The organism is Rhizobium aethiopicum (assembly GCF_014197535.1).
Taxonomy (GTDB): Bacteria; Pseudomonadota; Alphaproteobacteria; order Rhizobiales; family Rhizobiaceae; genus Rhizobium; species Rhizobium aethiopicum_A.
The window spans coordinates 57,803-81,449 of the sequence record NZ_JACIFV010000016.1; the positions used below are offsets into that span (position 1 = coordinate 57,803).

The 23,647-nt window shown below is 61.3% G+C and carries 23 protein-coding genes and 1 tRNA gene; 13 read left to right on the forward strand and 11 right to left on the reverse strand.

Annotated elements, in window-relative coordinates; translation table 11 throughout:
- Position 1 precedes the first annotated feature (1 nt).
- Both phnH and phnG read right to left on the reverse strand, forming a co-directional pair.
- Positions 2-610, reverse strand: coding sequence for a phosphonate C-P lyase system protein PhnH (phnH, locus tag GGD53_RS20310; protein ID WP_184458672.1), 609 nt, complete (start codon positions 608-610; stop codon positions 2-4).
- Positions 610-1,086 (reverse strand): phosphonate C-P lyase system protein PhnG, encoded by a 477-nt coding sequence (phnG, locus tag GGD53_RS20315; RefSeq protein WP_184458673.1) that lies wholly within the window; start codon positions 1,084-1,086, stop codon positions 610-612. Before phnG ends, phnH begins: the two co-directional genes overlap by 1 nt.
- A gap of 110 nt (positions 1,087-1,196) precedes the next feature.
- On the opposite strand from phnG, the gene phnF reads away from it, so the two are divergent.
- Positions 1,197-1,934, forward strand: coding sequence for a phosphonate metabolism transcriptional regulator PhnF (gene phnF, locus GGD53_RS20320; protein ID WP_184458674.1), 738 nt, complete (start codon positions 1,197-1,199; stop codon positions 1,932-1,934).
- Between the two features lie 55 nt (positions 1,935-1,989).
- Here the strand turns inward: phnF and GGD53_RS20325 are convergent, their stop codons facing one another.
- The 6 genes from GGD53_RS20325 to mepA all read right to left on the reverse strand — a co-directional run bounded on the left by GGD53_RS20325 (position 1,990) and on the right by mepA (position 7,982).
- A complete protein-coding gene (locus tag GGD53_RS20325) occupies positions 1,990-2,625 on the reverse strand; it encodes a 2,3-bisphosphoglycerate-dependent phosphoglycerate mutase (RefSeq protein WP_183705438.1) in 636 nt (211 codons plus the stop codon).
- A 21-nt stretch (positions 2,626-2,646) separates the two neighbouring features.
- Positions 2,647-3,471, reverse strand: coding sequence for a 4-hydroxy-tetrahydrodipicolinate reductase (gene dapB / locus GGD53_RS20330; RefSeq protein WP_184458675.1), 825 nt, complete (start codon positions 3,469-3,471; stop codon positions 2,647-2,649).
- A 15-nt stretch (positions 3,472-3,486) separates the two neighbouring features.
- The gene (locus GGD53_RS20335) at positions 3,487-5,274 is read right to left on the reverse strand and encodes an ABC transporter ATP-binding protein (RefSeq protein WP_184458676.1); all 1,788 of its coding nucleotides are present in this window, start codon (positions 5,272-5,274) and stop codon (positions 3,487-3,489) included.
- A 124-nt stretch (positions 5,275-5,398) separates the two neighbouring features.
- The gene (locus GGD53_RS20340) at positions 5,399-6,424 is read right to left on the reverse strand and encodes a glucokinase (RefSeq protein ID WP_184458677.1); all 1,026 of its coding nucleotides are present in this window, start codon (positions 6,422-6,424) and stop codon (positions 5,399-5,401) included.
- A gap of 17 nt (positions 6,425-6,441) precedes the next feature.
- The gene (locus GGD53_RS20345) at positions 6,442-6,822 is read right to left on the reverse strand and encodes a methylglyoxal synthase (RefSeq protein ID WP_064707596.1); all 381 of its coding nucleotides are present in this window, start codon (positions 6,820-6,822) and stop codon (positions 6,442-6,444) included.
- Positions 6,823-6,908: 86 nt separating this feature from the next.
- Entirely contained in the window at positions 6,909-7,982 is a 1,074-nt protein-coding gene (mepA, locus tag GGD53_RS20350; protein WP_184458678.1) for a penicillin-insensitive murein endopeptidase, read from the reverse strand.
- A 253-nt stretch (positions 7,983-8,235) separates the two neighbouring features.
- Here mepA and GGD53_RS20355 point away from each other — a divergent pair, with 253 nt between their 5' ends.
- From GGD53_RS20355 to pncB, 7 genes are all read left to right on the forward strand, one after another.
- Positions 8,236-10,068 (forward strand): extracellular solute-binding protein, encoded by a 1,833-nt coding sequence (locus tag GGD53_RS20355; RefSeq protein ID WP_184458679.1) that lies wholly within the window; start codon positions 8,236-8,238, stop codon positions 10,066-10,068.
- 150 nt (positions 10,069-10,218) lie between these two features.
- Complete coding sequence (locus GGD53_RS20360; RefSeq protein WP_184458680.1) at positions 10,219-11,307, forward strand: microcin C ABC transporter permease YejB; 1,089 nt, start codon at positions 10,219-10,221, stop codon at positions 11,305-11,307.
- Positions 11,307-12,455, forward strand: a complete 1,149-nt coding sequence (locus GGD53_RS20365) for an ABC transporter permease (protein WP_184458681.1) — start codon at positions 11,307-11,309, stop codon at positions 12,453-12,455. Before GGD53_RS20360 ends, GGD53_RS20365 begins: the two co-directional genes overlap by 1 nt.
- A complete protein-coding gene (locus GGD53_RS20370; protein ID WP_184458682.1) occupies positions 12,452-14,089 on the forward strand; it encodes an ABC transporter ATP-binding protein in 1,638 nt (545 codons plus the stop codon). Before GGD53_RS20365 ends, GGD53_RS20370 begins: the two co-directional genes overlap by 4 nt.
- Before the next feature lie 8 nt (positions 14,090-14,097).
- A complete protein-coding gene (locus GGD53_RS20375) occupies positions 14,098-15,057 on the forward strand; it encodes a 2-hydroxyacid dehydrogenase (RefSeq protein ID WP_184458683.1) in 960 nt (319 codons plus the stop codon).
- A gap of 149 nt (positions 15,058-15,206) precedes the next feature.
- Positions 15,207-15,563, forward strand: a complete 357-nt coding sequence (locus tag GGD53_RS20380; RefSeq protein WP_184458684.1) for a hypothetical protein — start codon at positions 15,207-15,209, stop codon at positions 15,561-15,563.
- Between the two features lie 187 nt (positions 15,564-15,750).
- The gene (gene pncB, locus GGD53_RS20385; RefSeq protein WP_184458685.1) at positions 15,751-17,055 is read left to right on the forward strand and encodes a nicotinate phosphoribosyltransferase; all 1,305 of its coding nucleotides are present in this window, start codon (positions 15,751-15,753) and stop codon (positions 17,053-17,055) included.
- On the opposite strand, the gene GGD53_RS20390 is transcribed toward pncB, so the two are convergent.
- The 3 genes from GGD53_RS20390 to GGD53_RS20400 form a co-directional block, all read right to left on the reverse strand.
- Positions 17,052-17,297: a CrpP-related protein gene (locus GGD53_RS20390; protein ID WP_184458753.1), complete on the reverse strand. Its 246-nt coding sequence runs from the start codon at positions 17,295-17,297 to the stop codon at positions 17,052-17,054. The two genes, pncB and GGD53_RS20390, sit on opposite strands and share 4 nt — an antisense overlap.
- A gap of 361 nt (positions 17,298-17,658) precedes the next feature.
- Positions 17,659-17,868: a KTSC domain-containing protein gene (locus GGD53_RS20395; RefSeq protein ID WP_064681543.1), complete on the reverse strand. Its 210-nt coding sequence runs from the start codon at positions 17,866-17,868 to the stop codon at positions 17,659-17,661.
- Positions 17,869-18,021: 153 nt separating this feature from the next.
- Positions 18,022-18,111: transfer RNA gene (locus GGD53_RS20400), tRNA-Ser, on the reverse strand.
- 227 nt (positions 18,112-18,338) lie between these two features.
- On the opposite strand from GGD53_RS20400, the gene GGD53_RS20405 reads away from it, so the two are divergent.
- The 5 genes from GGD53_RS20405 to GGD53_RS20425 all read left to right on the forward strand — a co-directional run bounded on the left by GGD53_RS20405 (position 18,339) and on the right by GGD53_RS20425 (position 23,647).
- A complete protein-coding gene (locus tag GGD53_RS20405) occupies positions 18,339-18,656 on the forward strand; it encodes a hypothetical protein (RefSeq protein ID WP_184458686.1) in 318 nt (105 codons plus the stop codon).
- A gap of 310 nt (positions 18,657-18,966) precedes the next feature.
- Positions 18,967-19,959 (forward strand): BMP family lipoprotein, encoded by a 993-nt coding sequence (locus GGD53_RS20410; protein ID WP_184458687.1) that lies wholly within the window; start codon positions 18,967-18,969, stop codon positions 19,957-19,959.
- An 83-nt stretch (positions 19,960-20,042) separates the two neighbouring features.
- Positions 20,043-21,554 (forward strand): ATP-binding cassette domain-containing protein, encoded by a 1,512-nt coding sequence (locus tag GGD53_RS20415; protein WP_184458688.1) that lies wholly within the window; start codon positions 20,043-20,045, stop codon positions 21,552-21,554.
- A gap of 7 nt (positions 21,555-21,561) precedes the next feature.
- Positions 21,562-22,665 (forward strand): ABC transporter permease, encoded by a 1,104-nt coding sequence (locus GGD53_RS20420; protein ID WP_184458689.1) that lies wholly within the window; start codon positions 21,562-21,564, stop codon positions 22,663-22,665.
- Between the two features lie 10 nt (positions 22,666-22,675).
- Entirely contained in the window at positions 22,676-23,647 is a 972-nt protein-coding gene (locus tag GGD53_RS20425; RefSeq protein ID WP_184458690.1) for an ABC transporter permease, read from the forward strand.

Consider the following 23,647-nt stretch of genomic DNA (forward strand, 5'->3'; position numbering starts at 1 on the left):
CTCAGATCTCCGTTGCTGTGATCTTGGTGGTGCGCGGCAGGCAGACGAAGCGCGTGCCCGAGGTCAGCACGATGTCGATGCCGCGCGGAAAGAGCGCACGGTTCTCGGTCCAGAGCCTGAGGAAGGTCTCCGGCAGCCCCGCCGGCGCAATCTCCACGACGCTCTGGATGCCCGGACCCATCAGCGCCAGCCTGCGTCCGCCTTCGAGTTCGGGAAGTTCGATGACAACAGTCGTCGAACGGTCGGGATATTCCTGCGTTCCTGACGCAAACAAGCCGAAGGAGCAAAGCGCGGTGCCCGCCTCAATGAAGGCAAAACGCGCATCGGCCTTTTCGGCTGTCAGGGGCGCGCCAGTGTGGAAGCCGAGCCACTCCGGCGTGGCGGATTTCGCCAGTCCCGAGGTAAGCCAGACTGATGTGTCGTGGTCGCAAAGGGTGAGCGCGATCGCGCCGGCGGCAATGCCGAGCGGCGCCGGCGGAGCGATACCGGCCGCAACAGTCTGAATAGCGCCGGGACGGGCCATGCCGTCCATCAGCATCTTGAAGACGCTCTGCGCATGGAAAACAGGGTCGGCAAAACCGCCGGTCAAAGCTTCTGTCGCAAGACCCATCAGTTGTCTCCCCGCACCATGGTGAAGAAATCGACGCGGGTTGCCGCTGTCTCATCCGCCTTGCGGAGCTCAGTGGCGGCGATGCGCGCGGCAATCGGCGAAAGCAGTGCCTGTTCGACGAAGTCCCTGGTCGTCTCCTCCTGCCAGAGCGCGTCGAAGACCGCCGCAAGACGGGCCTTCTCCCGGTCGGTGCCGAGCGCCTGCGCATGACCGATGGAGCCGGACTCGAGCCGCACCGTCGCGCGTGTCACCGTCACCTCGCCGAGATTGAAGGGAGCTCCGCCGCCGCCGATGCGACCGCGCACCATCACCAGCCCCGTCTCCGGTCCGCGCACCGGACAAGCCACGGGCTTTTGCGGCAACGCATCCCAGGCTGCCTGGAGTTCGCTCCGCTCCGCTCGCGCCAGCAGATCGGCGGCGCGTTTGCGCTCCGAGACCGTCTGCGACGCGGCGTCTGTCTTGTCCGCTGATGTCATCGCTGCTTTCCTTCAAATGTCTATTGATATAGACAACTATACAAGCTATACCTAGCCTTAAATCGGTGTCGTGACAAGCGTGTGACATCGTGGGGCAAGGCAGCGGCAGAATGGCAGGACTGAAGCAGGTGCAGAGGCAGACAGGTGTGGCACTCTGGCGTCAGATCGCCGATCGAATTCGCGAGGCGATCGGCAACGGAGCCTATGACGAAACGGGAATGGTGCCGCCGGAAACGGTGCTGGCGCTGCAATTCGGCGTCAACCGCCATACGGTGCGCAGCGCGCTGGCGGCGCTGGCGCAGGAGGGGATCGTGCGTGCGGTACAAGGTCGCGGCACGCTGATCGAGCGCAAGGAGCGGCTGAACTTCCCGATTACCCGGCGCACGCGCTTCACCGCCGGCATCGGCGATCAGGCGCGCGAGACGCGCGGTCTTCTGCTCGATGAGGCGCAGGAGGAGGCGAGTGCCGAGATCGCCCGCTGGTTGGGCCTGAAACAGGGCGAGCAGGTGATCCGGCTGGAAACATTGCGCCATGCCGACAGGCGGCCGGTTTCAAAGGCCACGAGCTGGTTTCCCGCTGAACGCTTCGCGGGGATCGGCGAGGCCTACCGAAAGCATGAATCGATCACCAAGGCTTTCGCCGAGCTCGGGCTGGCGGACTATATCCGGGCGACGACCGAGGTGACGGCCGCCCATGCTGCTACAGCCGACCTGGCCGATCTGGAACTCACCCCCGGTGCGATCCTGCTGATCGCCAAGGCAATGAACACCGATCTCGACGGCGTGCCGGTGCAATATTCAATCAGCCGTTTCGCAGCCGACCGGGTGCAGTTCACGATCGAGAACTGAGGCCAATAATTGAGGCAAGGCGTGCCGACCGCTTCCGGCGGCACGCCTCACCGAATTAGTGTGCGCCGGACATATCGCCCAGAACTTCCTTGGAGGCCACGGTGGAATCCGCGTTCAGCTTGTAAACCATCGGAACGCCGGTCGCGAGGTTGAGGGCAAGCACGCCTTCTTTGGTCAGCTTGTCGAGCACCATGACCAGCGAGCGCAGCGAATTGCCGTGGGCGGCGACCAGCACCTTTTCGCCACGCAGCACCCGCGGCAGGATTTCCGTGAGGTAGTAGGGCCAGACACGCGCGCCGGTGTCGCGCAGGCTCTCGCCGCCCGGCGGCGGTACGTCATAGGAACGGCGCCAGATATGCACCTGTTCCTCGCCCCATTTGGCGCGCGCATCATCCTTGTTGAGGCCGGAGAGATCGCCGTAGTCGCGCTCGTTCAGCGCCTGGTCGCGGATCGTTTCGAGATCGGGCTGGCCGACCTTGTCGAGGATGAGCTTCAGCGTGTGCTGCGCGCGCACCAGCGCCGAGGTATAGGCGACGTCGAACTTGATCCCGTATTCGGCAAGCGCGGCGCCGCCGGCTTTGGCTTCCTGAATGCCGAGTTCCGTCAGGTCAGGGTCCTTCCAGCCGGTGAAGAGATTCTTCAGGTTCCAGTCGCTCTGGCCGTGGCGAACGAGGACGAGGGTACCGCTCATGAATATGCCTCCGTAGTATCCTTATTGGGAAGAAAGCCCGAGCACGTCGAGCATGGAATAGAGACCCGGCTTCTTGTCCCGCGCCCAGAGCGCCGCCTTGATGGCGCCGCGCGCGAAGATCGAGCGGTCGGCCGCACTGTGCGACAAGGTGACGATTTCGCCTTCGCCGGCAAAAAGCACGGAATGCTCGCCGATGACCGAGCCGCCGCGCAGCGTCGCAAAACCGATCATGCCCGCCTCACGGGCGCCAGTGTGACCGTCGCGCACCCTCACCGATTTCGACGCAAGATCGATATTGCGGCCCTTGGCCGCGGCTTCACCGAGGAGAAGGGCGGTTCCGGAAGGGGCATCCACCTTGTGTTTGTGGTGCATTTCCAGGATTTCGATATCCCAGTCTGCGGGATCGAGCGCCCGCGCTGCCTGCGCGGCCAACACGCTGAGCAGGTTGACGCCGAGGCTCATATTGCCCGACTTGACGACGCGGGCATGGCGTGCCGCCGCGGCGATCTTCGCGTTGTCCTCGGTCGAGCAGCCCGTCGTGCCGACGACATGAACGATGCGGGCCTGAGCGGCGAGGCCGGAGAATTCCACGGTTGCGGCAGGCGCGGTGAAGTCGACCACGCCTTCGGCATGCAGGAAGGCCTGGAGCGGATCGTCGCCGATGATGACGCCGGTCGGCCCGAGACCGGCGATTTCGCCGGCATCCCTGCCGACGAAGGGCGAGCCGGCGCGCTCGACCGCGGCATGCAGCACCACGCCCTCGATGGAATGAATGAGCCGGATCAGCGTCTGCCCCATGCGCCCAGCTGCGCCGACCACCACCAGTTTCATCGCAGCATCGCTCATGTCAGTCTCACCAGGTTAGTATGAATCCGAGGCCGAGGGCCTCTGCAGGTTGTTGAGGCGAGCGTAAAGACCGTCGCTGACCTTCGCAAGCGTCTCATGATTGCCTTCCTCGACGACCCGGCCCTGCTGCATGACGACGATCTTGTCGGCGCGCACGACGGTCGAAAGCCGATGGGCGATGACGACGACGGTGCGCCCGGTCATCGCCTCGTCAAGCGCCTTCTGCACGGCGGCCTCGGATTCGGTGTCGAGCGCGGAGGTCGCCTCATCGAGCAGCAGGATCGGCGCGTTGCGCACCAAAGCCCGCGCGATCGAAAGCCGCTGGCGCTGGCCGCCCGAAAGCGTCACGCCGTTTTCACCGACCGGCGTATCGTAGCCCTGCGGCTGCGCCGAGATGAAGTCATGCGCATAGGCGAGCCGGGCCGCCTCCTCCACCTCGGCATCGGTCGCTTCCGGCCGGCCGTAGCGGATATTGTCGCGGATCGTGCCCTCGAACAGGTAGGGCTGCTGCGAGACATAGGCGAGCTGCTGGCGCAGCGACTTCTTGGTGATGTGGGCGATATCCTGTCCGTCGATCAGGATCTCGCCTTCACGTGGATCGTAGAAACGCGGAATGAGGCTGATGACCGTAGATTTGCCAGCGCCCGAGGGGCCGACGAGCGCCGTGGTCGCCCCGCCCTCGGCGACGAAGCTGACGCCGCTGAGCACGCTTTCATTGCCATAGGCGAAGGAAACATTGCGGAATTCGATGCGCGCCTGTGTCACCGTCAGCGGCCGGGCATCCGCCAGATCGCGCTGGCGCGGCTCCATGTCGAGCAATTCGTAGATCATCCGCGCATTGACGACGGCGCGCTCCATTTGCACCTGCAGGCGGGCGAGACGCCGGGCCGGGTCATAGGCAAGCAGCAGCGCCGTCACGAAGGAGAAGAAGGCGCCCGGGGCCACATTGTAATAGATCGAGCGATAGGCGGCATAGGCCAGCACGCTGGCGACGGCAAAGCCCGCGAAGCTCTCCGTCAGCGGCGAGGTGCGTTCTGAAAGCCGGGCAATCCGATTCGCCCGGTTTTCCGCGGCCGTGATGAGCTTGTTGACCTTGTTCTCCAGCTCATCTTCCATCGTGAAGGCCTTGACGATGGCAATACCCTGGATCGTCTCCTGCATGGCCCCCAGCACGTGGCTATTCAGATGCACGGCCTCGCGGGTTGCCGAGCGAAGACGTTTGGAAACATAACGCAGTGCATAGAGCAGCGGCGGCGCCATGATGAAGACGGCGAGGCTGAGCAGCGGGTCCTGGAGGACCATCACGCCGATCAGCGAAACGAAGGTCAGGAGGTCGCGCACCGTCGAGGTGATCGTCAGGTTGAGCACGTCACGGATGCCGCTGACGTTCTGGCTCACTTGCGCGGCGATATGAGCCGAGCGCGCCTCGCTGAAAAAGCCGACTGAAAGCGTCATCAGATGCGCATAGAGGCGGCGCTGATAGCGGGCGACGATATTGTTGCCGACCTTGGAAAGCGCCACGGCCTGGCCGTAGCTCGCAAAACCGCGCAGCACGAAGGCGATGAAGATCGAAAGACAGATGATCCAGACGACGTCGGCGCGGCGATTGGCGAAAGCCTCGTCGATGATCGCCCGCATGATCCAGGCGGTGAATGCCGTCGAAAGCGCCACGACCACGAGGCAGGCGATCGCGAAGACATAACCCCAGAGATGGTCGCGGCCGTTTTCAGCGATGATGCGCTTCAGGATGCCGGTGACTGTATCGCTGCTGACGCTCTGCTTTCTGCTTTCCACGGCTTCCAAATATCAAGCTTCCTGTCCGAGACTGAGCGCGTCGTCAACGTGGCGCGCACTTTGGCCGGCTCTATAAAGAGTTGGGACTGGTTTGGCTAGACCGCGGCGCGGCCCGGAGGGACGCGCGCTGGGCTCAGCGCCGCCAGCGGCGGCCTTCCGTCGATACGCCGAAATTGGCAGGCATGCGCGCATAGGAGGAAAGCCCTGCGAGCGCCGCCAGCGGATGGGTCACCACATAGGTCGGGATGGTGCGAAGCAGCGCACTATGCGGCGCCTTGTCCTCGAAGGCTTGCCGGAATTCTGGTCTCTTCAGCGCCGGCAGGATCTTTTGCGAGATGCCACCGGAGAGATAGACACCGCCGCGCGCCATGAACACCATCGCCATGTCGCCCGCCACGCGGCCGAGATAGGTGGCAAACAGCGAAACGGTCTCGACGGCGGTCTTGTCACTGCCATCAAGCGCATGTGAGGTGATATCGGCCGGATCCTTCATCGTCGGCTGGATGCCGTCGACCACGCAGATGGCGTTGTAGAGATTGACGAGGCCGCGTCCACAGAGGATCTGTTCGGCCGAAACACGGCCTTCAATCGTCTCGATATGCGGAAAGATTTCATAATCGCGCTTGCTGCGCGGCCCGAGATCGATATGGCCGCCTTCGCCGGGAACCGGGATCCAAGTATGCTGGGCATGCACAAGCCCGCCGACGCCGAGACCGGTGCCAGGTCCGAGCACGACGCGCGAGGCGATCATGTCGCCGGTGGCGCTGCCGATGCGTTCGCGGTTTTCATCCGACAGGGCGGCGATCGCCAGCGCCTGCGCCTCGAAATCGTTGACGACGAGCACGTCTTCGATGCGGAGGCCCTCGATCATCGTCTTTGGCCGCACCACCCAGTCGCAATTGGTCAGAGGGATCTCGTCGTCGTTGATCGGGCCGGCGACGGCGAGGATCGCCGAACGCGGCTGCACCGCTGTTTTGTCGAGCACGCCCTTTTGGATCGCTTCGTCGATCGTGGCGAAATCCGCCGTGCGCACGTTCGGAAACTGCTTCGGTTCGGCATAGGCATCGGTCAGGATGGAGAAGCGGGCATTGGTGCCGCCAATATCGCCGATGAGGATCGGGAAAGGAAGCGGAGCGGTGCTGTGGCTGGGTTTGGGCATGGCCGGTTCCGTGCTGATCAGGCTTCGAGTGTAGGAAGGAGCTTTATGGCGGTCGCGTGGTTGAGCGCCATCGGAATGTCGTAGACGATCGCAAGCCGCATCAGCGCCTTCACGTCGACATCATGCGGCATCGGCGTCAGCGGGTCGACGAAGAAAATCAGCGCGTCGACTTCGCCGGTTGAGATCAGCGCGCCGATCTGCTGGTCGCCGCCGAGCGGCCCGCTTTTCAGCCTGGTAACGTCGAGATCGGGAGCGGCATCGAGCACGCGACCGCCGGTGGTACCTGTCGCGACGATCTTCCAGCGCGAGAGAAGGTCCTGATTGGCGCGGGCGAACGCCGCCATGTCGTCTTTCTTCTGGTCATGCGCGATCAGCGCAAGGCACTTGCTGCCGGCCATGAAGTGAATCTCCGCCCCAACAATTCAATCGATTTGATCGCTTTATACCAAGTATTTGCGATTTGAAAGACAATGCGTCCGCCCCTTCATTGGATCGCCGGCTTGTCGTTCGGGACCGGGCCGACATCCGGTAACCCCTCGTCGTCATCCGCCGGCGCGGCTGCCGGAGCGGCGGCCAACGCGCTTACGGCGGAAGGCCCGCCATAGGTGGCGGCCTGCATCGAAGCGACGGAAGCGGCATCGAGCACGGCAGAGCAGGCCTTCGGCAGGTCGGAGACCATCATCTCACGCGGCGGCTTTGGCGGCTTGGCGCCGGGTTTGGGCGGTTTCGGCGGCGCCCAAGGTGCCGGGGTGAACCAATAGGCGAGCGACTTGTCGCAGCCGTCTCCTGAGGCGACGGGAGCTTGCGGCGTACATCCGGCAGCACCGGGCGGGCATTTGATGCGGATGTGGAAATGCGAGTCATGGCCGTATATCGGCCGCAGCTTACCAAGGTTGGTGCGGTCGCCGGTCCAGGTGTCGCACATCTTCTTCTTGATCGCCGGATTGACGAAGATGCGCTCCACTTCGGGATAGCTCGCCGCCAACATCAAAAGCCGCGCCCGCGATTCCGTCCATACCTTCGGGTTGACGGTGAGGAACTTGTCCTTCTGCAGCATGCTGGTGAAGGGCAGGTCCTCGCGCTCCTCAGCCGTCATGCGGTGCGCCGGCATCGGGGTGAACCAGATATCGGCATCGAGGCCGATCTGGTGCGAGGAATGGCCGTTGAGCATCGGCCCGCCGCGCGGTTGCGCGACATCACCGACGAGGATGCCCGGCCAGCCGGCATATTTGACCGCATCCTGCGAAAACCGTTCCAGAAGCGCAATCATCGCCGGGTTGCCCCAGCGGCGGTTGCGTGAAAGCCGCATCGCCTGCCAGGTCGGCCCGTCGGTCGGCAGCGCCACCGCGCCGGTCATGCAGCCCTTTGCATAAAAGCCGATCGGCTGCGCCGGCCCCTGCGTTGGCAGGCTGACGCTTGCGAACAGCGCCTTGGCGCTGCCCGGGCTTGGCGTTTTCTGCTCGGCGACGACATCGCCGGCGGCAAGGCCGGCCCCAATCGCGCCGGCAAGCGCCAGTCTGCCGAATGTTCTGAAAGCCTGAGCGAAGCCGAAAGCCATGCTGTTCCCTTACGTCGATGCCGAAGTGATTTGCACTCGAATCTATCGTGAAAAGCGATTTTGGTGAATCGATGATTTGGCGGTCGAACGCAGCAGGAGACGGGGACGGATCGCCGCAGCGCCCAAGCATTGGCGTTCCTAACGGGGCTGGCGGCTCAAAATTTCGCGAGCCGGTCAAAAACCAAACTCTCTCCTGTTTTTCGCCCCTATTTCTCGTATTGTCGAATCCATCAATATTCAGGGGAATGCGTGAATGGCGACTTTGTGGTCGAAAATCGCTCTGTTTCTATCGCTTACGGGTGTTTTGACGCCTTTGACGGCAATGGGTGAAGAGCAGCCGTTTCAGATCGGAAGCTCGGTAATCAGCGAAATGAAATACAAGCCGGGCTTTGCTCATTTCGACTACGTCAATCCAAATGCCCCAAAGGGCGGAGATCTGCGCCTTTCCGCGAGCGGTGCCTTCGACACCTTTAATCCGCTGCTTGCCAAAGGTCAGACGGCGGTAGGTCTGACGCTCGTATACGATACGTTAATGAAGCCCGCCGATGACGAGCTGCTTGTGTCCTATGGCCTGCTCGCCGAAGGGCTGTCCTTCCCTGCCGACGTCTCGAGTGCGACCTTCCGGCTGCGCCAGGAGGCGAAATGGGCGGACGGGCAGCCGGTAACGCCCGAGGATGTCATCTTCAGCCTTGATAAGACCAAGGAGCTCAATCCCGCCACCGCGAACTACTATCGCCACGTGGTAAAGGCCGAAAAGACCGGCGATCGCGACGTCACCTTCACTTTCGACGAGAAGAACAACCGCGAGCTTCCGAATATTCTCGGCCAGTTGGTCGTCGTGCCGAAACATTGGTGGGAGGGGCAGGGACCGGATGGCAAGCCGCGCGACATCTCAAAGACGACGCTCGAACCAGTGATGGGTTCAGGGCCCTACAAGATCGCGTCCTTCTCGCCCGGAGCGACGATTCGTTATGAACTGCGTGACGACTATTGGGGCAAGGATCTCAATGTGAATGTCGGCCAGAACAATTTCCGCAACGTCATCTACACCTATTTCGGTGATCGGGACGTCGAATTCGAAGCCTTTCGCGCCGGCAACAGCGACTTTTTGCAGGAGACGACGGCTGCCCGCTGGGCGACGGGATATGATTTCCCCGCCGTCAAGGAAGGTCGCCTCAAGAAGGAAGAGGTTGCGAATCCGCTGCGCTCCACCGGCATTCTGCAGGCTCTGGTACCCAATATGCGGCGTGACCTCTTTAAGGACGAGCGCGTCCGCGAGGCACTGAATTACGGTTTCGATTTCGAGGAGCTGAACCGCACGGTTGCCTTCAACAGCTACAAGCGCATCGACAGTTATTTCTGGAACACCGAGCTCGCCTCCTCCGGCCTGCCCCAGGGTCGTGAACTGGAAATACTGCAGAGCATGAAGGACAAGGTTCCGCCGGAGGTTTTCACGACACCCTACACCAATCCCGTTGGCGGTGATCCGCAGAAGAGCCGCGACAACCTCCGAAAGGCGATTGCTCTTCTGAAAGAAGCCGGCTGGGAGCTGAAGGGCAATCGCATGGTCAATACCAAGACCGACCAGCCAATGAGTTTCGAGATATTATTGTCGAGCCCCATATTGGAGCGCTGGGCAGTGCCTTATGCCAGCAATCTCAAGAAAATCGGCATAGATGCGCGAGTTCGGACTGTCGACGCTTCGCAAGCTGTCAACCGCGAACGCAGCTTTGACTTCGATATGATCTGGAATGTCTGGGCGGAGACAATGAATCCGGGCAACGAGCAAGCCGACTATTGGGGATCAGGCTCTGTCAACCAGCAGGGTTCTCGCAACTACGCCGGCATTGCCAACCCAGCCGTCGATGAGCTCATCCGCATGATTATCTTCGCGCCGAACCGCGATGAACAGGTCGCTGCGATCAAGGCAATGGACCGGGTATTGCTGGCAAATCACTACGTCATCCCGCTATTCTACCGCGACACCGTTAATATTGCCTATTGGAACACAGTCACGCATCCTGCCGAATTTCCGGCCTACAGCCTTGGTTTCCCCGATGCTTGGTGGTCGACCTCGGCAAAATGAGCGGGCTTGCAATGCAGGGGCTCTGGGCTCCAAATGGCACGAGCGAATCACGACAAGCCGGCGGGGCCGGCAAGGGAAGGCTGGCGGATTGAGCGGCATTGGACTGAACGGCGTGCAGACAAGAAATACTTTCCCGGAGGCTGAAGGCTGATGGGCGCCTATGTCATTCGCCGCCTGCTTTTGATGATTCCGACCATTGTCGGCATCATGGCAATTTCCTTCATCGTTGTTCAATTTGCACCCGGCGGCCCGGTCGAGCAGGTGATTGCCCAGCTGACCGGCCAGGCCGACAGCGCCGATCAGCGCCTGTCCGGCGGCGGCGATCTCCTCGGTGGCGGCGGCAGCGACGAAGGTTCGAAATATCGCGGCGCTCAGGGGCTTGATCCGGAGCTGATCGCCAAGCTCGAAAAACAGTTCGGCTTCGACAAGCCGCCGCTGACGCGCTTTGGCGAGATGATGTGGAATTACATCCGCTTCGATTTCGGCGAGAGCTTCTTCCGCAACACCTCCGTGCTCGACCTCATCAAGGAGAAGCTGCCGGTGTCGATCTCGCTCGGCATCTGGATCCTGATCTTCTCCTATGCGATCTCCATCCCGCTCGGTATCCGCAAGGCGGTCAAGGACGGATCGACCTTCGACGTCTGGACCTCGGGCGTCATCGTTATCGGCTATGCCGTTCCGAGCTTCCTCTTCGGCATCCTGCTGATCGTGCTTTTCGCCGGCGGTTCCTTCTACGACTGGTTTCCGCTGCGCGGCCTCGTTTCCGACAATTTCGGTGAGCTCGCCTGGTGGCAGAAACCACTCGATTATTTCTGGCACCTCACTTTGCCACTGATCTCGCTTTCGCTAGCAGCCTTCGCCACCACGACGCTCTTGACCAAGAATTCCTTCATCGAGGAGATCAAGAAGCAATATGTCGTCACCGCCCGCGCCAAGGGCTTGAACGAGCGGCAGGTGCTTTACGGCCATGTTTTCCGCAACGCCATGCTGATCATCATCGCCGGTTTTCCCGGCGCCTTCATCTCCGCCTTCTTCACCGGCTCGCTGCTGATCGAGAACATCTTTTCGCTCGATGGCCTCGGCCGCCTCGGCTATCTCTCGGTGGTCAACCGCGATTATCCGATCGTCTTCGCGACACTCTATATCTTCTCGCTGCTCGGTCTCTTCGTCAGCCTGATTTCCGATCTGATCTACACCTGGATCGATCCGCGCATCGATTTCGAGCGGAGGGATGTTTGATGGACGCCGCCGCAAATCCCGCCACCGCAACTCCGGTGAAACCGCCGCGCAAGGGTCTGCTGTCGCCGACCAACATCCGCCGCTGGCAGAATTTCCGGGCGAACGGCCGCGGCTACTGGTCGCTGTGGCTGTTCCTGCTGCTGTTCGTGCTCAGCCTGTTTGCAGAATTCCTCGCCAATGACCGGCCGATCATCGCCTCCTACAAGGGCGAAATCCTGTTTCCCGTCCTGATCGACTATCCCGAGGAAAAATTCGGCGGCTTCCTCGCCGAAACCGACTACCGCTCCTCGGTGATATCGGACGAAATCAACGCCAATGGCTGGATGATCTGGCCGCCGATCCGCTATTCCTACCGCTCGGTCAACTCGGACATTCCGCATTCGGCGCCCACCGCGCCCTTCTGGCTGATGACCAAAGAGGAACGCTGCTCGGGTTATCCGCAAGGGGCGAATGATCCCGGCTGCACGCTCGGCAATCTCAATTGGCTCGGCACCGATGACCAGGCGCGTGACGTGCTGGCGCGCGTCATCTACGGCTTCCGCATATCGGTGTTGTTCGGCCTGGCGCTGACCATCTGCTCGGCAATCATCGGCGTGACGGCAGGGGCGGTGCAGGGCTATTTCGGCGGCTTGACCGATCTCTTGCTGCAGCGCTTCATCGAGATCTGGTCGTCGATGCCGGTGCTTTACATCCTGCTCATTATCGCAGCCGTCCTGCCGCCCGGCTTCTTCGTGCTGCTCGGCATCATGCTGCTCTTCTCCTGGGTCAGCTTCGTCGGTGTAGTGCGCGCCGAATTCCTGCGCGCCCGCAATTTCGAATATGTCCGCGCCGCCCGTGCGCTTGGCGTCAACAACCGCACCATCATGTGGCGCCACCTGCTGCCGAACGCCATGGTGGCGACGCTCACCTTCCTGCCCTTCATTCTCTCAGGCTCGATCACGACGCTGACCTCGCTCGATTTCCTCGGCTTCGGCATGCCGCCCGGCTCCCCTTCGCTCGGCGAAATGATTGCTCAGGGCAAGACCAATCTGCAGGCGCCCTGGCTCGGGCTGACGGCCTTCTTCGCCATGTCGATCATGCTTTCCCTTTTGATCTTCATCGGCGAAGCCGTGCGCGACGCCTTCGACCCGAGGAAGACGTTTCAATGAGTGACATGACAGAACCGCTCCTTTCCGTCCGCGATCTCTCGGTTGCCTTTCATCAGGGCGGCGAAACGTCGCTTGCCGTCGATCGAATCTCCTTCGATATCGCCAAAGGCGAGGTCGTAGCGCTCGTCGGCGAATCCGGCTCCGGCAAATCGGTCTCGGCCAACTCAATCCTGCGGCTTCTGCCCTATCCCTCGGCAAGTCATCCCTCCGGCGAAATCCTGTTCAAGGGCAGGGATCTCTTGAAGGCATCGGAGCGGGCGCTGCGAGAGGTGCGCGGCAACGACATCACTATGATCTTCCAGGAGCCGATGACCTCGCTCAATCCGCTTCATACGATCGAGAAGCAGATCGCCGAGATCCTCGCCCTGCACCAGGGGCTTACCGGCCAGCCGGCGCGCGAGCGGGTGCTGGAACTGTTGAACCAGGTCGGCATCCGCGAGCCTGAGAAGCGGCTAAAGGCCTATCCGCACGAACTCTCCGGCGGTCAGCGCCAGCGCGTGATGATCGCCATGGCGCTTGCCAACCGGCCGGAACTGCTGATCGCCGACGAACCGACAACAGCGCTCGACGTCACGGTGCAGGCGCAGATCCTCGAGCTTCTGCGGCAGTTGAAGGCCGCCCACGGCATGTCGCTGCTGTTCATCACCCATGATCTCGGCATCGTCCGCAAATTCGCCGACCGCGTCTGCGTCATGACCAAGGGCCGGATCGTCGAAACCGGAACGGTCGAAGAGGTCTTCGCTAATCCGAAGCACGAATATACCCGCCATCTTCTCGCTTCCGAACCGCGCGGCGAGCCGCCGCTGGCCGATCCGTCGAAGCCGGTGGTGATGGAAGGGTCTGACATTCGCGTCTGGTTCCCGATCAAGGCGGGGCTGATGCGCCGCGTCGTGGATCATGTGAAGGCGGTCGACGGCATCGATCTTTCCCTGCGCGCCGGACAGACGCTCGGCGTCGTCGGTGAATCCGGCTCCGGCAAGACCACGCTCGGCCTGGCGCTCACCCGTCTGATCTCTTCTCAGGGACGGATCGCCTTTGTCGGCAAGGATATAGCCGGCTATTCGTTCAGCGAAATGCGGCCATTGCGCAACCAGCTGCAGATCGTCTTTCAGGATCCTTACGGTTCACTCAGCCCGCGCATGTCGGTCGGCGATATCATCGCCGAAGGGCTGAAAGTGCACGAGCGCTCATTGACGGCAGAGGAGCGCGACCAGCGTGTCTGCTGGGCGCTGGAGGAGGTCGGCCTCGATCCCCTGACCCGCTGGCGCTATCCGCATGAATTCTCCGGCGGACAGCGCCAGCGCATCGCCATTGCCCGGGCCATGGTGCTGAAGCCGCGTTTTGTCATGCTCGACGAACCGACCTCCGCGCTCGACATGAGCGTACAGGCGCAGGTGGTCGACCTCCTGCGCGATCTGCAGAGGAAACACGACCTCGCCTATCTCTTCATCAGCCACGACCTGAAGGTGGTGAAGGCGCTTGCCAACGACGTCATCGTCATGCGGTTCGGCAAGGTGGTGGAGCAGGGGCCGTCCGCGGAAATCTTCCGCGCGCCGAAGGACGATTACACCAAGGCGCTGATGGCGGCCGCCTTCAACATCGAGGCGGTGCCGACGCCCGCCGTGCAGCAGTAAAGAAGATCATGTCAGTTCGTCCTCCCGTCCTGGTCGATATCAAGTTCAATCCCGAAGGTGTCGCCCGTGTCCTGAAGACGGCTTTTGCCGATCGCGGCAGCATCAATCTCGCCGATCCGGTCGATCGCGCGCGTGATCTCCGTGCCGTCGAATATGCTCTTCTCTGGAAGCCGGATGCCGACCTTTTCAGCCGGGCGCCAAACCTCAAGGTCATCTTCTCGGGCGGCGCCGGTGTCGATCACATCATCGGCATGGCCGGCCTGCCTGATATTCCAATCGTCCGTTTCGTCGACCGCAGCCTGACGACCCGCATGAGCGAATGGGTCGTCATGCAGTGCCTGATGCATCTGCGCGGGCAATATGCCCATGACATCAAGCAGCGGCGGCGCGAATGGGCCAAATTGATCGCGCCGGAAGCGGCGGAGGTGACCGTCGGCGTCATGGGGCTCGGCATTCTGGGCCAGGATGCGGTGGCCAAGCTGAAAGTGATGGGCTTCAACGTCATCGGCTGGTCGCGCACCCGTAAAGCCATTGACGGCGTCGAGACCTTCGACGCGGGCGAACTGGACAGGTTTCTTGCCAAGACCGACATTCTGGTCGGTCTCTTGCCGCTGACGCCTGAGACGACGGGCTTCTATGATAGCGGGCTATTTAAGAAGCTCCGCCGCGACGGTGCGCTCGGACAGCCGGTCTTCATCAATGCCGGCCGCGGCAAGAGCCAGATCGAGGCCGACATCGTCTCGGCGGTCAGGGAGGGGACCCTCGGCGGCGCTTCTCTCGACGTTTTCGAAGTGGAGCCGCTCGCCACCGACAGCCCCTTGTGGGAAATGGAGAACGTCTTCATCACCCCGCACGACGCGGCGGTCTCCGAAGAGAACGCGCTGTTCCGCCATGTCGAGATGCAGATCGCCCGTATTGAGCGCGGCGAGCCGCTGCAGTTCGTGATCGATCGCGCCGCCGGTTATTAGATTTAAGCGGCATCTCGCGCCAAAGCTGCGGCGGTTTGGCTATTCCCAAGACCGCGGCACGTGTCAGCCCGGAACCTTCCAGACGGCCACCCGTTTTCCTTGCGAAGTTCTTTGCGGCCGGATCGGCCGCCAAGGCAGCGAAGGAGACGATGATGGCGCATCAGACCGAAACACGCTGGGAAAAATCCGACGGAAAGCTTCACAAGGAACAGCAAATCCCGCCGGTCAAGGCAAAGCAGGGGCGTATGGGTTATCGTGTCCTGACCGTGCTGCTCGTGGCGCTGATCCTTGCCTTCGTGGTCTGGATTCCAGTCGAGATCTGGGGCCGCCGCGAGGCGAACGAGGTGGCGCCGCAGCAGCCCGGCCAACAGCTCCAGCAGCAGCAGTCGGACGCAGCACCCGCGCCGACCATGCAAAATGGCAATGCGGTCCCGACCGAGACGCCACAAACGGCGCCGGCCCCGAATACCGCTCCTGTGGCCCCGGCTCAACCTCCGGCCCAATAGGCGTTCGACAGGTGATCTCCCGCATCCCGTCGCCACCATGCGGCGGGATGTTTATGTTTTGTCTGGACTTCCTCCGCCGATTTTTCGATAAGAAGGCGCACGAGCCGGTTTCGTGCGCCGGCCCGGAACTTGGCAGCACTCGGGAATTTGGCAGCACCTGACCGGAGTGGACAGGGGCAGGAATCTCATGGCCAAGACCGATATCGCGAGACGCGTCTACAATCACGCCTGGAAACTCGACCCGATCATCCGCAGCCTGATCGATACCGACTTCTACAAGCTGCTGATGCTGCAGATGATCTGGAAGCTCTATCCTGATGTGAACGCCTCCTTCACCCTCATCAACCGCACCAAGCGCGTCCATCTCGCCGAAGAGATCGATGAGGGCGAATTGCGCGAACAGCTCGACCACGCCCGCACGCTGCGGCTCTCCAAGAAGGAGATGATCTGGCTGGCGGGTAACAGTTTCTACGGCCGTGCGCAGATCTTCGAGCCCGAATTCCTGGCCTGGCTGTCCAACTTCCAACTTCCCGAATACGAGCTGTCGAAGAAGGACGGGCAATATGTTCTGGACTTCCATGGGTCCTGGAAGGAAACCACGATGTGGGAGATCCCGGCGCTTGCCATCGTCAACGAGCTACGTTCGCGTTCGGCGATGAGGGCGCTCGGCCCTTTCACGCTGGATGTGCTCTATGCCCGCGCCAAGGCGAAGATGTGGTCGAAGGTCGAGCGGCTGAAGGAGTTGCCCGGCCTGCGCATCTCCGATTTCGGCACCCGCCGCCGCCACAGCTTTCTCTGGCAGCGCTGGTGCGTCGAGGCGCTAAAGGAAGGTATCGGTCCGGCCTTCACCGGCACCAGCAATGTATTGCTGGCGATGGATTCCGATCTCGAGGCGGTCGGCACCAATGCCCACGAGCTGCCGATGGTGGCCGCCGCCCTGGCGCAGACCGATGAGCAACTGCGCAACGCCCCTTACAAGATCCTGCGCGACTGGAACAAGCTCTATGGCGGCAACCTGCTGATCGTCCTGCCGGACGCCTTCGGCACCGCGGCCTTCCTGCGCGACGCCCCCGAATGGGTCGCCGACTGGACCGGCTTCCGTCCCGACAGCGCGCCGCCGATCGAAGGCGGTGAAAAGATCATCGACTGGTGGAAGAAGATGGGCCGCGATCCGCGCCAGAAGCTGTTGATCTTCTCCGACGGTCTCGATGTCGACGCCATCATCGATACCTACCGGCATTTCGAAGGCCGCGTGCGCATGAGCTTCGGCTGGGGAACGAACCTGACGAATGATTTTGCCGGCTGCGCCCCGACCGAAATATCGGGCCTCAATCCGATCTCGATCGTCTGCAAGGTCAGCGACGCCAACGGTCGTCCGGCGGTAAAACTCTCCGACAATCCGCAGAAGGCGACCGGTGAACCGACGGAGGTCGAACGTTACCTGAAGTTCTTCGGTGCGGAGGACAGGGTGGATCAGACCGTTCTGGTTTAGGCTCGCCGCGCCGCGCGATCATCCCGGTGTACGACGCGGCCATCCCGGGGTAGATCGATATGCCCAGCCATCGCATCCTCGATCGCCCAGCCGAAACGCCAGGCGTCGAACATCGAATACCATTCCTGCAGATCGGTGATCGGCAGAACATCCGGCTTCGACATCGGATTGTCCGCCAGACTGCGGCCAAGAGCACGGTCGCGCACGCCACGCTCCTGCATCTCAAGCAGATTCTCGAACATCATCACCCGGCCTCCCGTTCTATGGGTTTATGCAATCATGCTAATGAAGCATTGTCGAGTCCGGATGTGAGCATTCCGGTTTTTCACAGGATTAGCCCCATTTCGCTATTTCCAGGCAATCGCGGCCGACCTCGGGGCGATCTGGCGAAATGGATTTGGGCGTGACGGGGAGGCCCGGCTTCCTGGCTGGGGTCCGCCACCGAGCCTCCCGGCTGGCCGAATCTCTGAAAGCGGCAGCACTGACAATTGCCGCTTTCTGCTCGGGCCGATCCAATTGTGATGGAGGCGAGAGTTAACCAGCGGTTACTATCCACCGGCCGCGTCTCAATCCGACGCAATTCACCAGCCCGCCCGGCGGCTCTCAGGCAGCCAGTCTGCGAAACCGCGTCCTGATCCGATCGAGATAATAATGGCCCGGGGATGGCGCCGCCGTCATCGCATGGGCTTCCGAAGAGGGCACACCCTCGAACAGACGCTCCTCGCCGTTCTTGAAGCAGATCCTGAGCCGCCCGTCTTCCTGGCTGAAATAGACGGATTTGATGATCTTCGACTTCACCGAAAGTTCTTCCACCTGTTTTACCTCTGCTGTTGGTTTTGGCAGAACCCTAAACCCAAACGTGCAAAGACACGGTGAAGCAGCGTGGTAAAAATTCTCCAATTCTGGACATGCCGAACTCGGTTTGACCGGCGGATATCTGCAGGAGATGCATGAGAGAAAGTGAAATGGCGGACAGGGAGGGATTCGAACCCTCGGTACGCTTTCACGTACACACGCGTTCCAGGCGTGCGCCTTAAACCACTCGGCCACCTGTCCTTTGGCGTTCGCGCCCGGAGAGGAGCAAATCGTCGGAACGGCGCGATATATACCGATGAATTTTTGCCGATCAACCCAAATCTAACAGTTTTTTGACTTCTTCCGATAAAACTCCCTTCGGCCCATCCCATTGTGCTTCACCTCAGCGATGACTATGTAATTCTCAAGGTGGAGAATGGCGCGGGCTCGCCGGAATTGTCCGGCATATCGAAGCGTCGGAGGGATTGATGCGTTTCCTGTTGCGTCTGGCGAGTCTTGTCGCGCTTGCGGCAGCCGTTATTGCCGGGACCATCGATTCGATCCAGTCGGTTGCCGCCTCCGCCGTGATCATGACGCCGATGTCGGACGCCTGGCAGGATGTGAGCCCGGACACGCTGACGTCGCTGCAATCCGCGCTTTCCTATTATATCCACCCGCGCTTCTATGCCTTCATCTTTCAGTGGCTGATGCTGCAGCCGGCCTTTGCGGTTTTTCTGGTAATCGCGCTGCTTCTTTGGATGATCGGCTACAAGAAACCGCAAGTGTCAGGCCGCTTCATCGCGTAGCCGATCGGTTTGAGCCGGTGCGATGCGGCGAAGGCCTGATATGGCCCTCCGCGGCTTCGGCATCTGCCGGCGGATTGGCTAGAAAAACTGCAGCCGCGATGGGGAAATGTCCAAAAATCAGCCGGGAAGAACTGATTTTCAGCAATCGCTGCAAATCTTTACCGCCTGAAAAATTTCTGGTGAATTTTTCCGTGAGCCATGCAAGGATGCGCGCAGCCAGGCCTCCGGGGGGAGGTCGGTGGTTCCGCAGACATGTCCGAAAAGGGCTTGCGGGAGGACCCCTAACGAATAGCAACAACAGGGCTGCACAATGAAAAAATCCCTTCTCACTCTCCTTGCCGTGGCTGCCATGTCGACGACGGCGCTGGCCGCCGATGTCAAACCGGCGCTGGTTTACGGCACCGGCGGGAAGTTCGATAAGTCTTTCAACGAAGCTGCCTATAACGGCGCCGAGAAGTTTAAGGCCGAGACCGGCATCGCCTATCGCGACTTCGAGCCGACCGGCGACACGCAAGGCGAACAGGCCATCCGCAACTTCGCAAGCCGCGGTTTCAATCCGGTGGTCGCCGTTTCCTTCGCCTGGACTTCGGCAATCGAGAAGGTCGCAGCCGAATTCCCTGACACCAAATTTATCATCGTCGACTCCGTCGTCGATAAGCCGAACGTCCGCTCGGTAGTCTACAAGGAAGAAGAAGGCTCCTACCTTGTCGGCATTCTCGCCGGCATGGCATCCAAGACCGGCAAGGTCGGTTTCGTCGGCGGCATGGACATCCCGCTGATCCGCAAATTCGAATGCGGTTACGAGCAGGGTGCGCGCGCTGCCAAGGCCAATGTCGAGGTTTTCCAGAACATGACCGGCACGACGGGTGCAGCCTGGAATGACCCGGTTCGCGGCGGCGAGCTCACCAAGAACCAGATCGACCAAGGCGCCGACGTCATTTACGCCGCAGCCGGCGCCACGGGTCTCGGCGTTCTGCAGACCGCCGCCGACAACAAGAAGCTGTCGATCGGCGTCGATTCCAACCAGAACCATCTGCATCCGGGCTCGGTCCTGACTTCGATGGTCAAGCGCGTCGACCTCGCCGTCTATAACGCCTATACCGACACCAAGAACGACAAGTTCACCGCTGGTGTTCAGGCTCTCGGCGTCAAGGAAGATGGTGTTGGCGCCGCGATCGACGACAACAACAAGTCGCTGATCACGCCGGAAATGCAGGCTGCCGTCGACAAGGCCAAGGCCGATATCATCGCCGGAACCGTCAAGGTTCACGATTACACCTCGGACAACGCTTGCCCGAAGTGATCAGCGCCCTGATGTAATATCGAGATCGGGCGTATGGCGGAGGGGATTTTCGCCATACGCCCTTTTCTTATTTGGAGCCTGCAGTGACAGATAAGCCCGCTATCGAGCTTGTCGGCATCGATAAGAAATTCGGTGCCGTCCATGCCAACAAGGACATCAACCTCACCGTTGCCAAGGGGACGATCCACGGCATCATCGGTGAAAACGGCGCCGGGAAATCGACGCTGATGTCGATCATCTATGGTTTCTACCACGCCGACAGCGGCGAGATCCGCGTCAACGGCAATCCGGTCACCATCCGTGACAGCCAGGCGGCGATCGCCGCCGGCATCGGCATGGTGCACCAGCATTTCATGCTGGTCGACAATTTCACTGTGCTCGAGAACATCATGCTCGGCGCCGAAGGCGGCTCGCTGCTGGCCAGAGGCGTCGCATCGGCCCGCGCCGAGCTCAAGCGGCTGGAAACCGAATACGGTCTTGAAGTCGATCCCGACGCACTGATCGAAGAGCTGCCGGTCGGCTTGCAGCAGCGCGTCGAAATTCTGAAAGCCATGTATCGCGGCGCCGAGATCCTGATCCTCGACGAACCCACAGGCGTGCTGACGCCGGCTGAAGCCGATCACCTCTTCCGCATCCTCAAGGTGCTGCGCGACCAGGGCAAGACGATCATCCTCATCACCCATAAGCTGCGCGAGATCATGGCGATCACCGATACGGTCTCCGTCATGCGCCGCGGCGAGATGGTCGCCACCCGCAAGACGACGGAAACGACGGTGGAGGAGCTTGCCGAGCTGATGGTCGGTCGTCGCGTGCTGCTGCGCGTGCAGAAGGGCGAAGCCAATCCGGGCGCCGCCGTACTCTCCGTCCGCAACCTGACGGTCAAGGACAACCGCGGCGTCACCATGGTCGACAACGTCTCCTTCGACGTGCGCGCCGGCGAGATCGTCGGCATCGCCGGTGTCGCCGGCAACGGCCAGTCGGAATTGCTGGAGGCGATCGCCGGAATCCGCAAGCCTGTCTCCGGCGAAATCCTTCTCGACGGCCAGACGATCGACAAGGCCGATCCCGCCCGCCTGCGCGACCTCGGGCTTGCCCATATTCCCGAGGACCGGCACCATATGGGGCTGGTGCTGAAATTCGAGGAATATGAAAACTCCGTCCTCGGCTATCACCGCCGTCCGGGCTACAGCAAAGGGCCGCTGCTCAATCTCGACGCGATCCGCCAGGATGCGATGGAGAAGATCGAAAAATATGACATCCGCCCGCCGAATCCGCGGCTGAAGACGGCCAATTTCTCCGGCGGCAACCAGCAGAAGATCGTCGTCGCGCGCGAAATCGAACGCGATCCGAAGATGCTGATCATCGGGCAGCCGACACGCGGCGTCGATATCGGCGCCATCGAATTCATTCACCGCCGGATCATCGAGATGCGCGACGCGGGCAAGGCGATCCTGCTCGTCTCCGTCGAGCTCGATGAGATCCGCGCCCTTTCCGACCGTATCCTTGTCATGTTCGCCGGCCATGTCGTCGGTGAGAAGACGCCCGATGCCGGTGAACAGACCCTCGGCCTGATGATGGCCGGCATTGCCGCGTGAGGCCTTTATGAGCACTGCTTCCGTACCGCTACCCAATTGGATCAATTACGGTCTGATCCCGCTTTTAAACCTCGTCGTCGCCTTCCTGATCTCAGGCTTCGTCGTCTGGCTGATCGGCGAGAGCCCGCTCGGTGCGCTGTCGCTGCTGCTCGAGGGTTCGCTCGGCAATGGCGAATTCATAGGCTTCACGCTGTTCTACGCGACGAGCTTTATCTTCACCGGTCTTTCCGTTGCGGTGGCAATCCATGCCGGCCTCTTCAACATCGGCTCCGAAGGTCAGGCCTATCTTGGTGGCCTCGGCTGCGCTTTGGTGGCGCTTTCGCTCGACAATTACCTGCCATGGTATGTGACGATGCCGGTTGCGGTCGTCGGCGCTGCCCTCTTCGGTGCGATGGCGGCCTTCATTCCGGCATGGCTTCAGGCGAAACGCGGCAGCCATATCGTCATCACGACGATCATGTTCAACTACATCATCGCCTCGCTGATGAACTATCTGCTGGTGCACGTACTGATCGTGCCCGGCAAAATGGCGCCGGAAACACGCACATTCCTCGAGGGCGGGCAGTTGCCGAAGCTAACATGGCTGATGGAGATATTCGGGACAAAGCTCGGTGCTGCCCCGTTGAACGTTTCTTTCATCATTGCGCTGGTCATGTGTTATGCCGTTTGGCTTCTTATCTGGCGCACGAAGCTTGGTTTCGAGATGCGCACGCTGGGCGTTAGCCCGACGGCCGCTTCCTATGCCGGTATGCCCTATGTACGGATCGTGATGATCGCCATGATGCTTTCCGGCGCGCTCGCCGGCATGATGGCACTCAATCCTGTCATGGGCGCCTCCGCCCGCCTGCAGGTGGGTTTCGTTAGCGGCGCTGGCTTCGTCGGTATCGCCGTATCGCTGATGGGCCGCAACCATCCGCTCGGCATCATTTTCGCAGCCATCTTGTTCGGTGTTCTCTACCAGGGTGGCGACTGGATCTCTTTCGAAATGCCGAACATCACCCGAGAAATGATCCTCGTCATCCAGGGTCTGGTCATCCTGTTCGCCGGCGCGTTGGAATATATGTTCCGGCCGGCGATTGTGCGCTTCTATCAACAGTTCAAGCGAGCCTGAGGAGCGGACGATGGATTATTATGAAATCTTCATCAGCATCTTGGCGTCCACTATCCGCCTGTCGATCCCGCTGATCTTCACCGCGCTCGCCGGTCTGTTTTCGGAGCGCGCCGGCATCTTCGATATTGGCCTTGAGGGGAAGATGCTGGGATCGGCCTTCGCCGCCGCCTGTATTGCCTATCTCACCGATTCCGCCTGGCTAGGGCTCGGCGCGGGCGTCGTCTGCTCGGTGGCGCTCAGCCTGGTGCACGGCTTTGCCTCGATCACCAATCGCGGCAACCAGATCGTCTCCGGAGTCGCGATCAACTTTTTCATTGCCGGCATCACCATTGTCCTCGGCCAAGCTTGGTTCGGCCAGGGCGGCCGCACGCCGCAGCTGGCGCCTGAGGCCCGCTTCGCGCCGATCATCCTGCCGGGCGCCGATGCCCTCCACGACATACCGATCGTCGGTCCTCTCTATGCAAGCGTCATATCGGGCAACAATATCCTCACCTATCTCGCCTTCCTCGCCGTGCCCTTCTCCTGGTGGGTGCTTTACCGCACGCGTTTCGGCCTCCGGCTGCGCGCCGTCGGCGAAAATCCGGGCGCGGTCGATACGGCAGGCATTTCGGTTGCCTGGCTGCGCTACCGCGCCGTCATGTGCGCCGGCATCCTCTGCGGCTTTTCCGGCACCTATCTGGCGATCGCCCAGTCCGCCGCCTTCATCAAGGACATGTCGGCCGGCAAGGGTTATATCGCGCTCGCTGCCCTGGTCTTCGCCAAGTGGAAGCCGGTACCGGTGATGTTTGCCTGTCTGCTGTTCGGCTTCCTCGATGCTTTGGCGAACTTCATGCAGGGCAAGCAGGTACCATTGGTCGGTGAAGTGCCGGTCCAGGTTTTCCAGGCGCTGCCCTATATCTTGACCTGTATCCTGCTTGCCGGCTTCATCGGCGTCGCAATCCCGCCGAAGGCCGGCGGCGTGCCCTATACGAAGGAGCGTTGA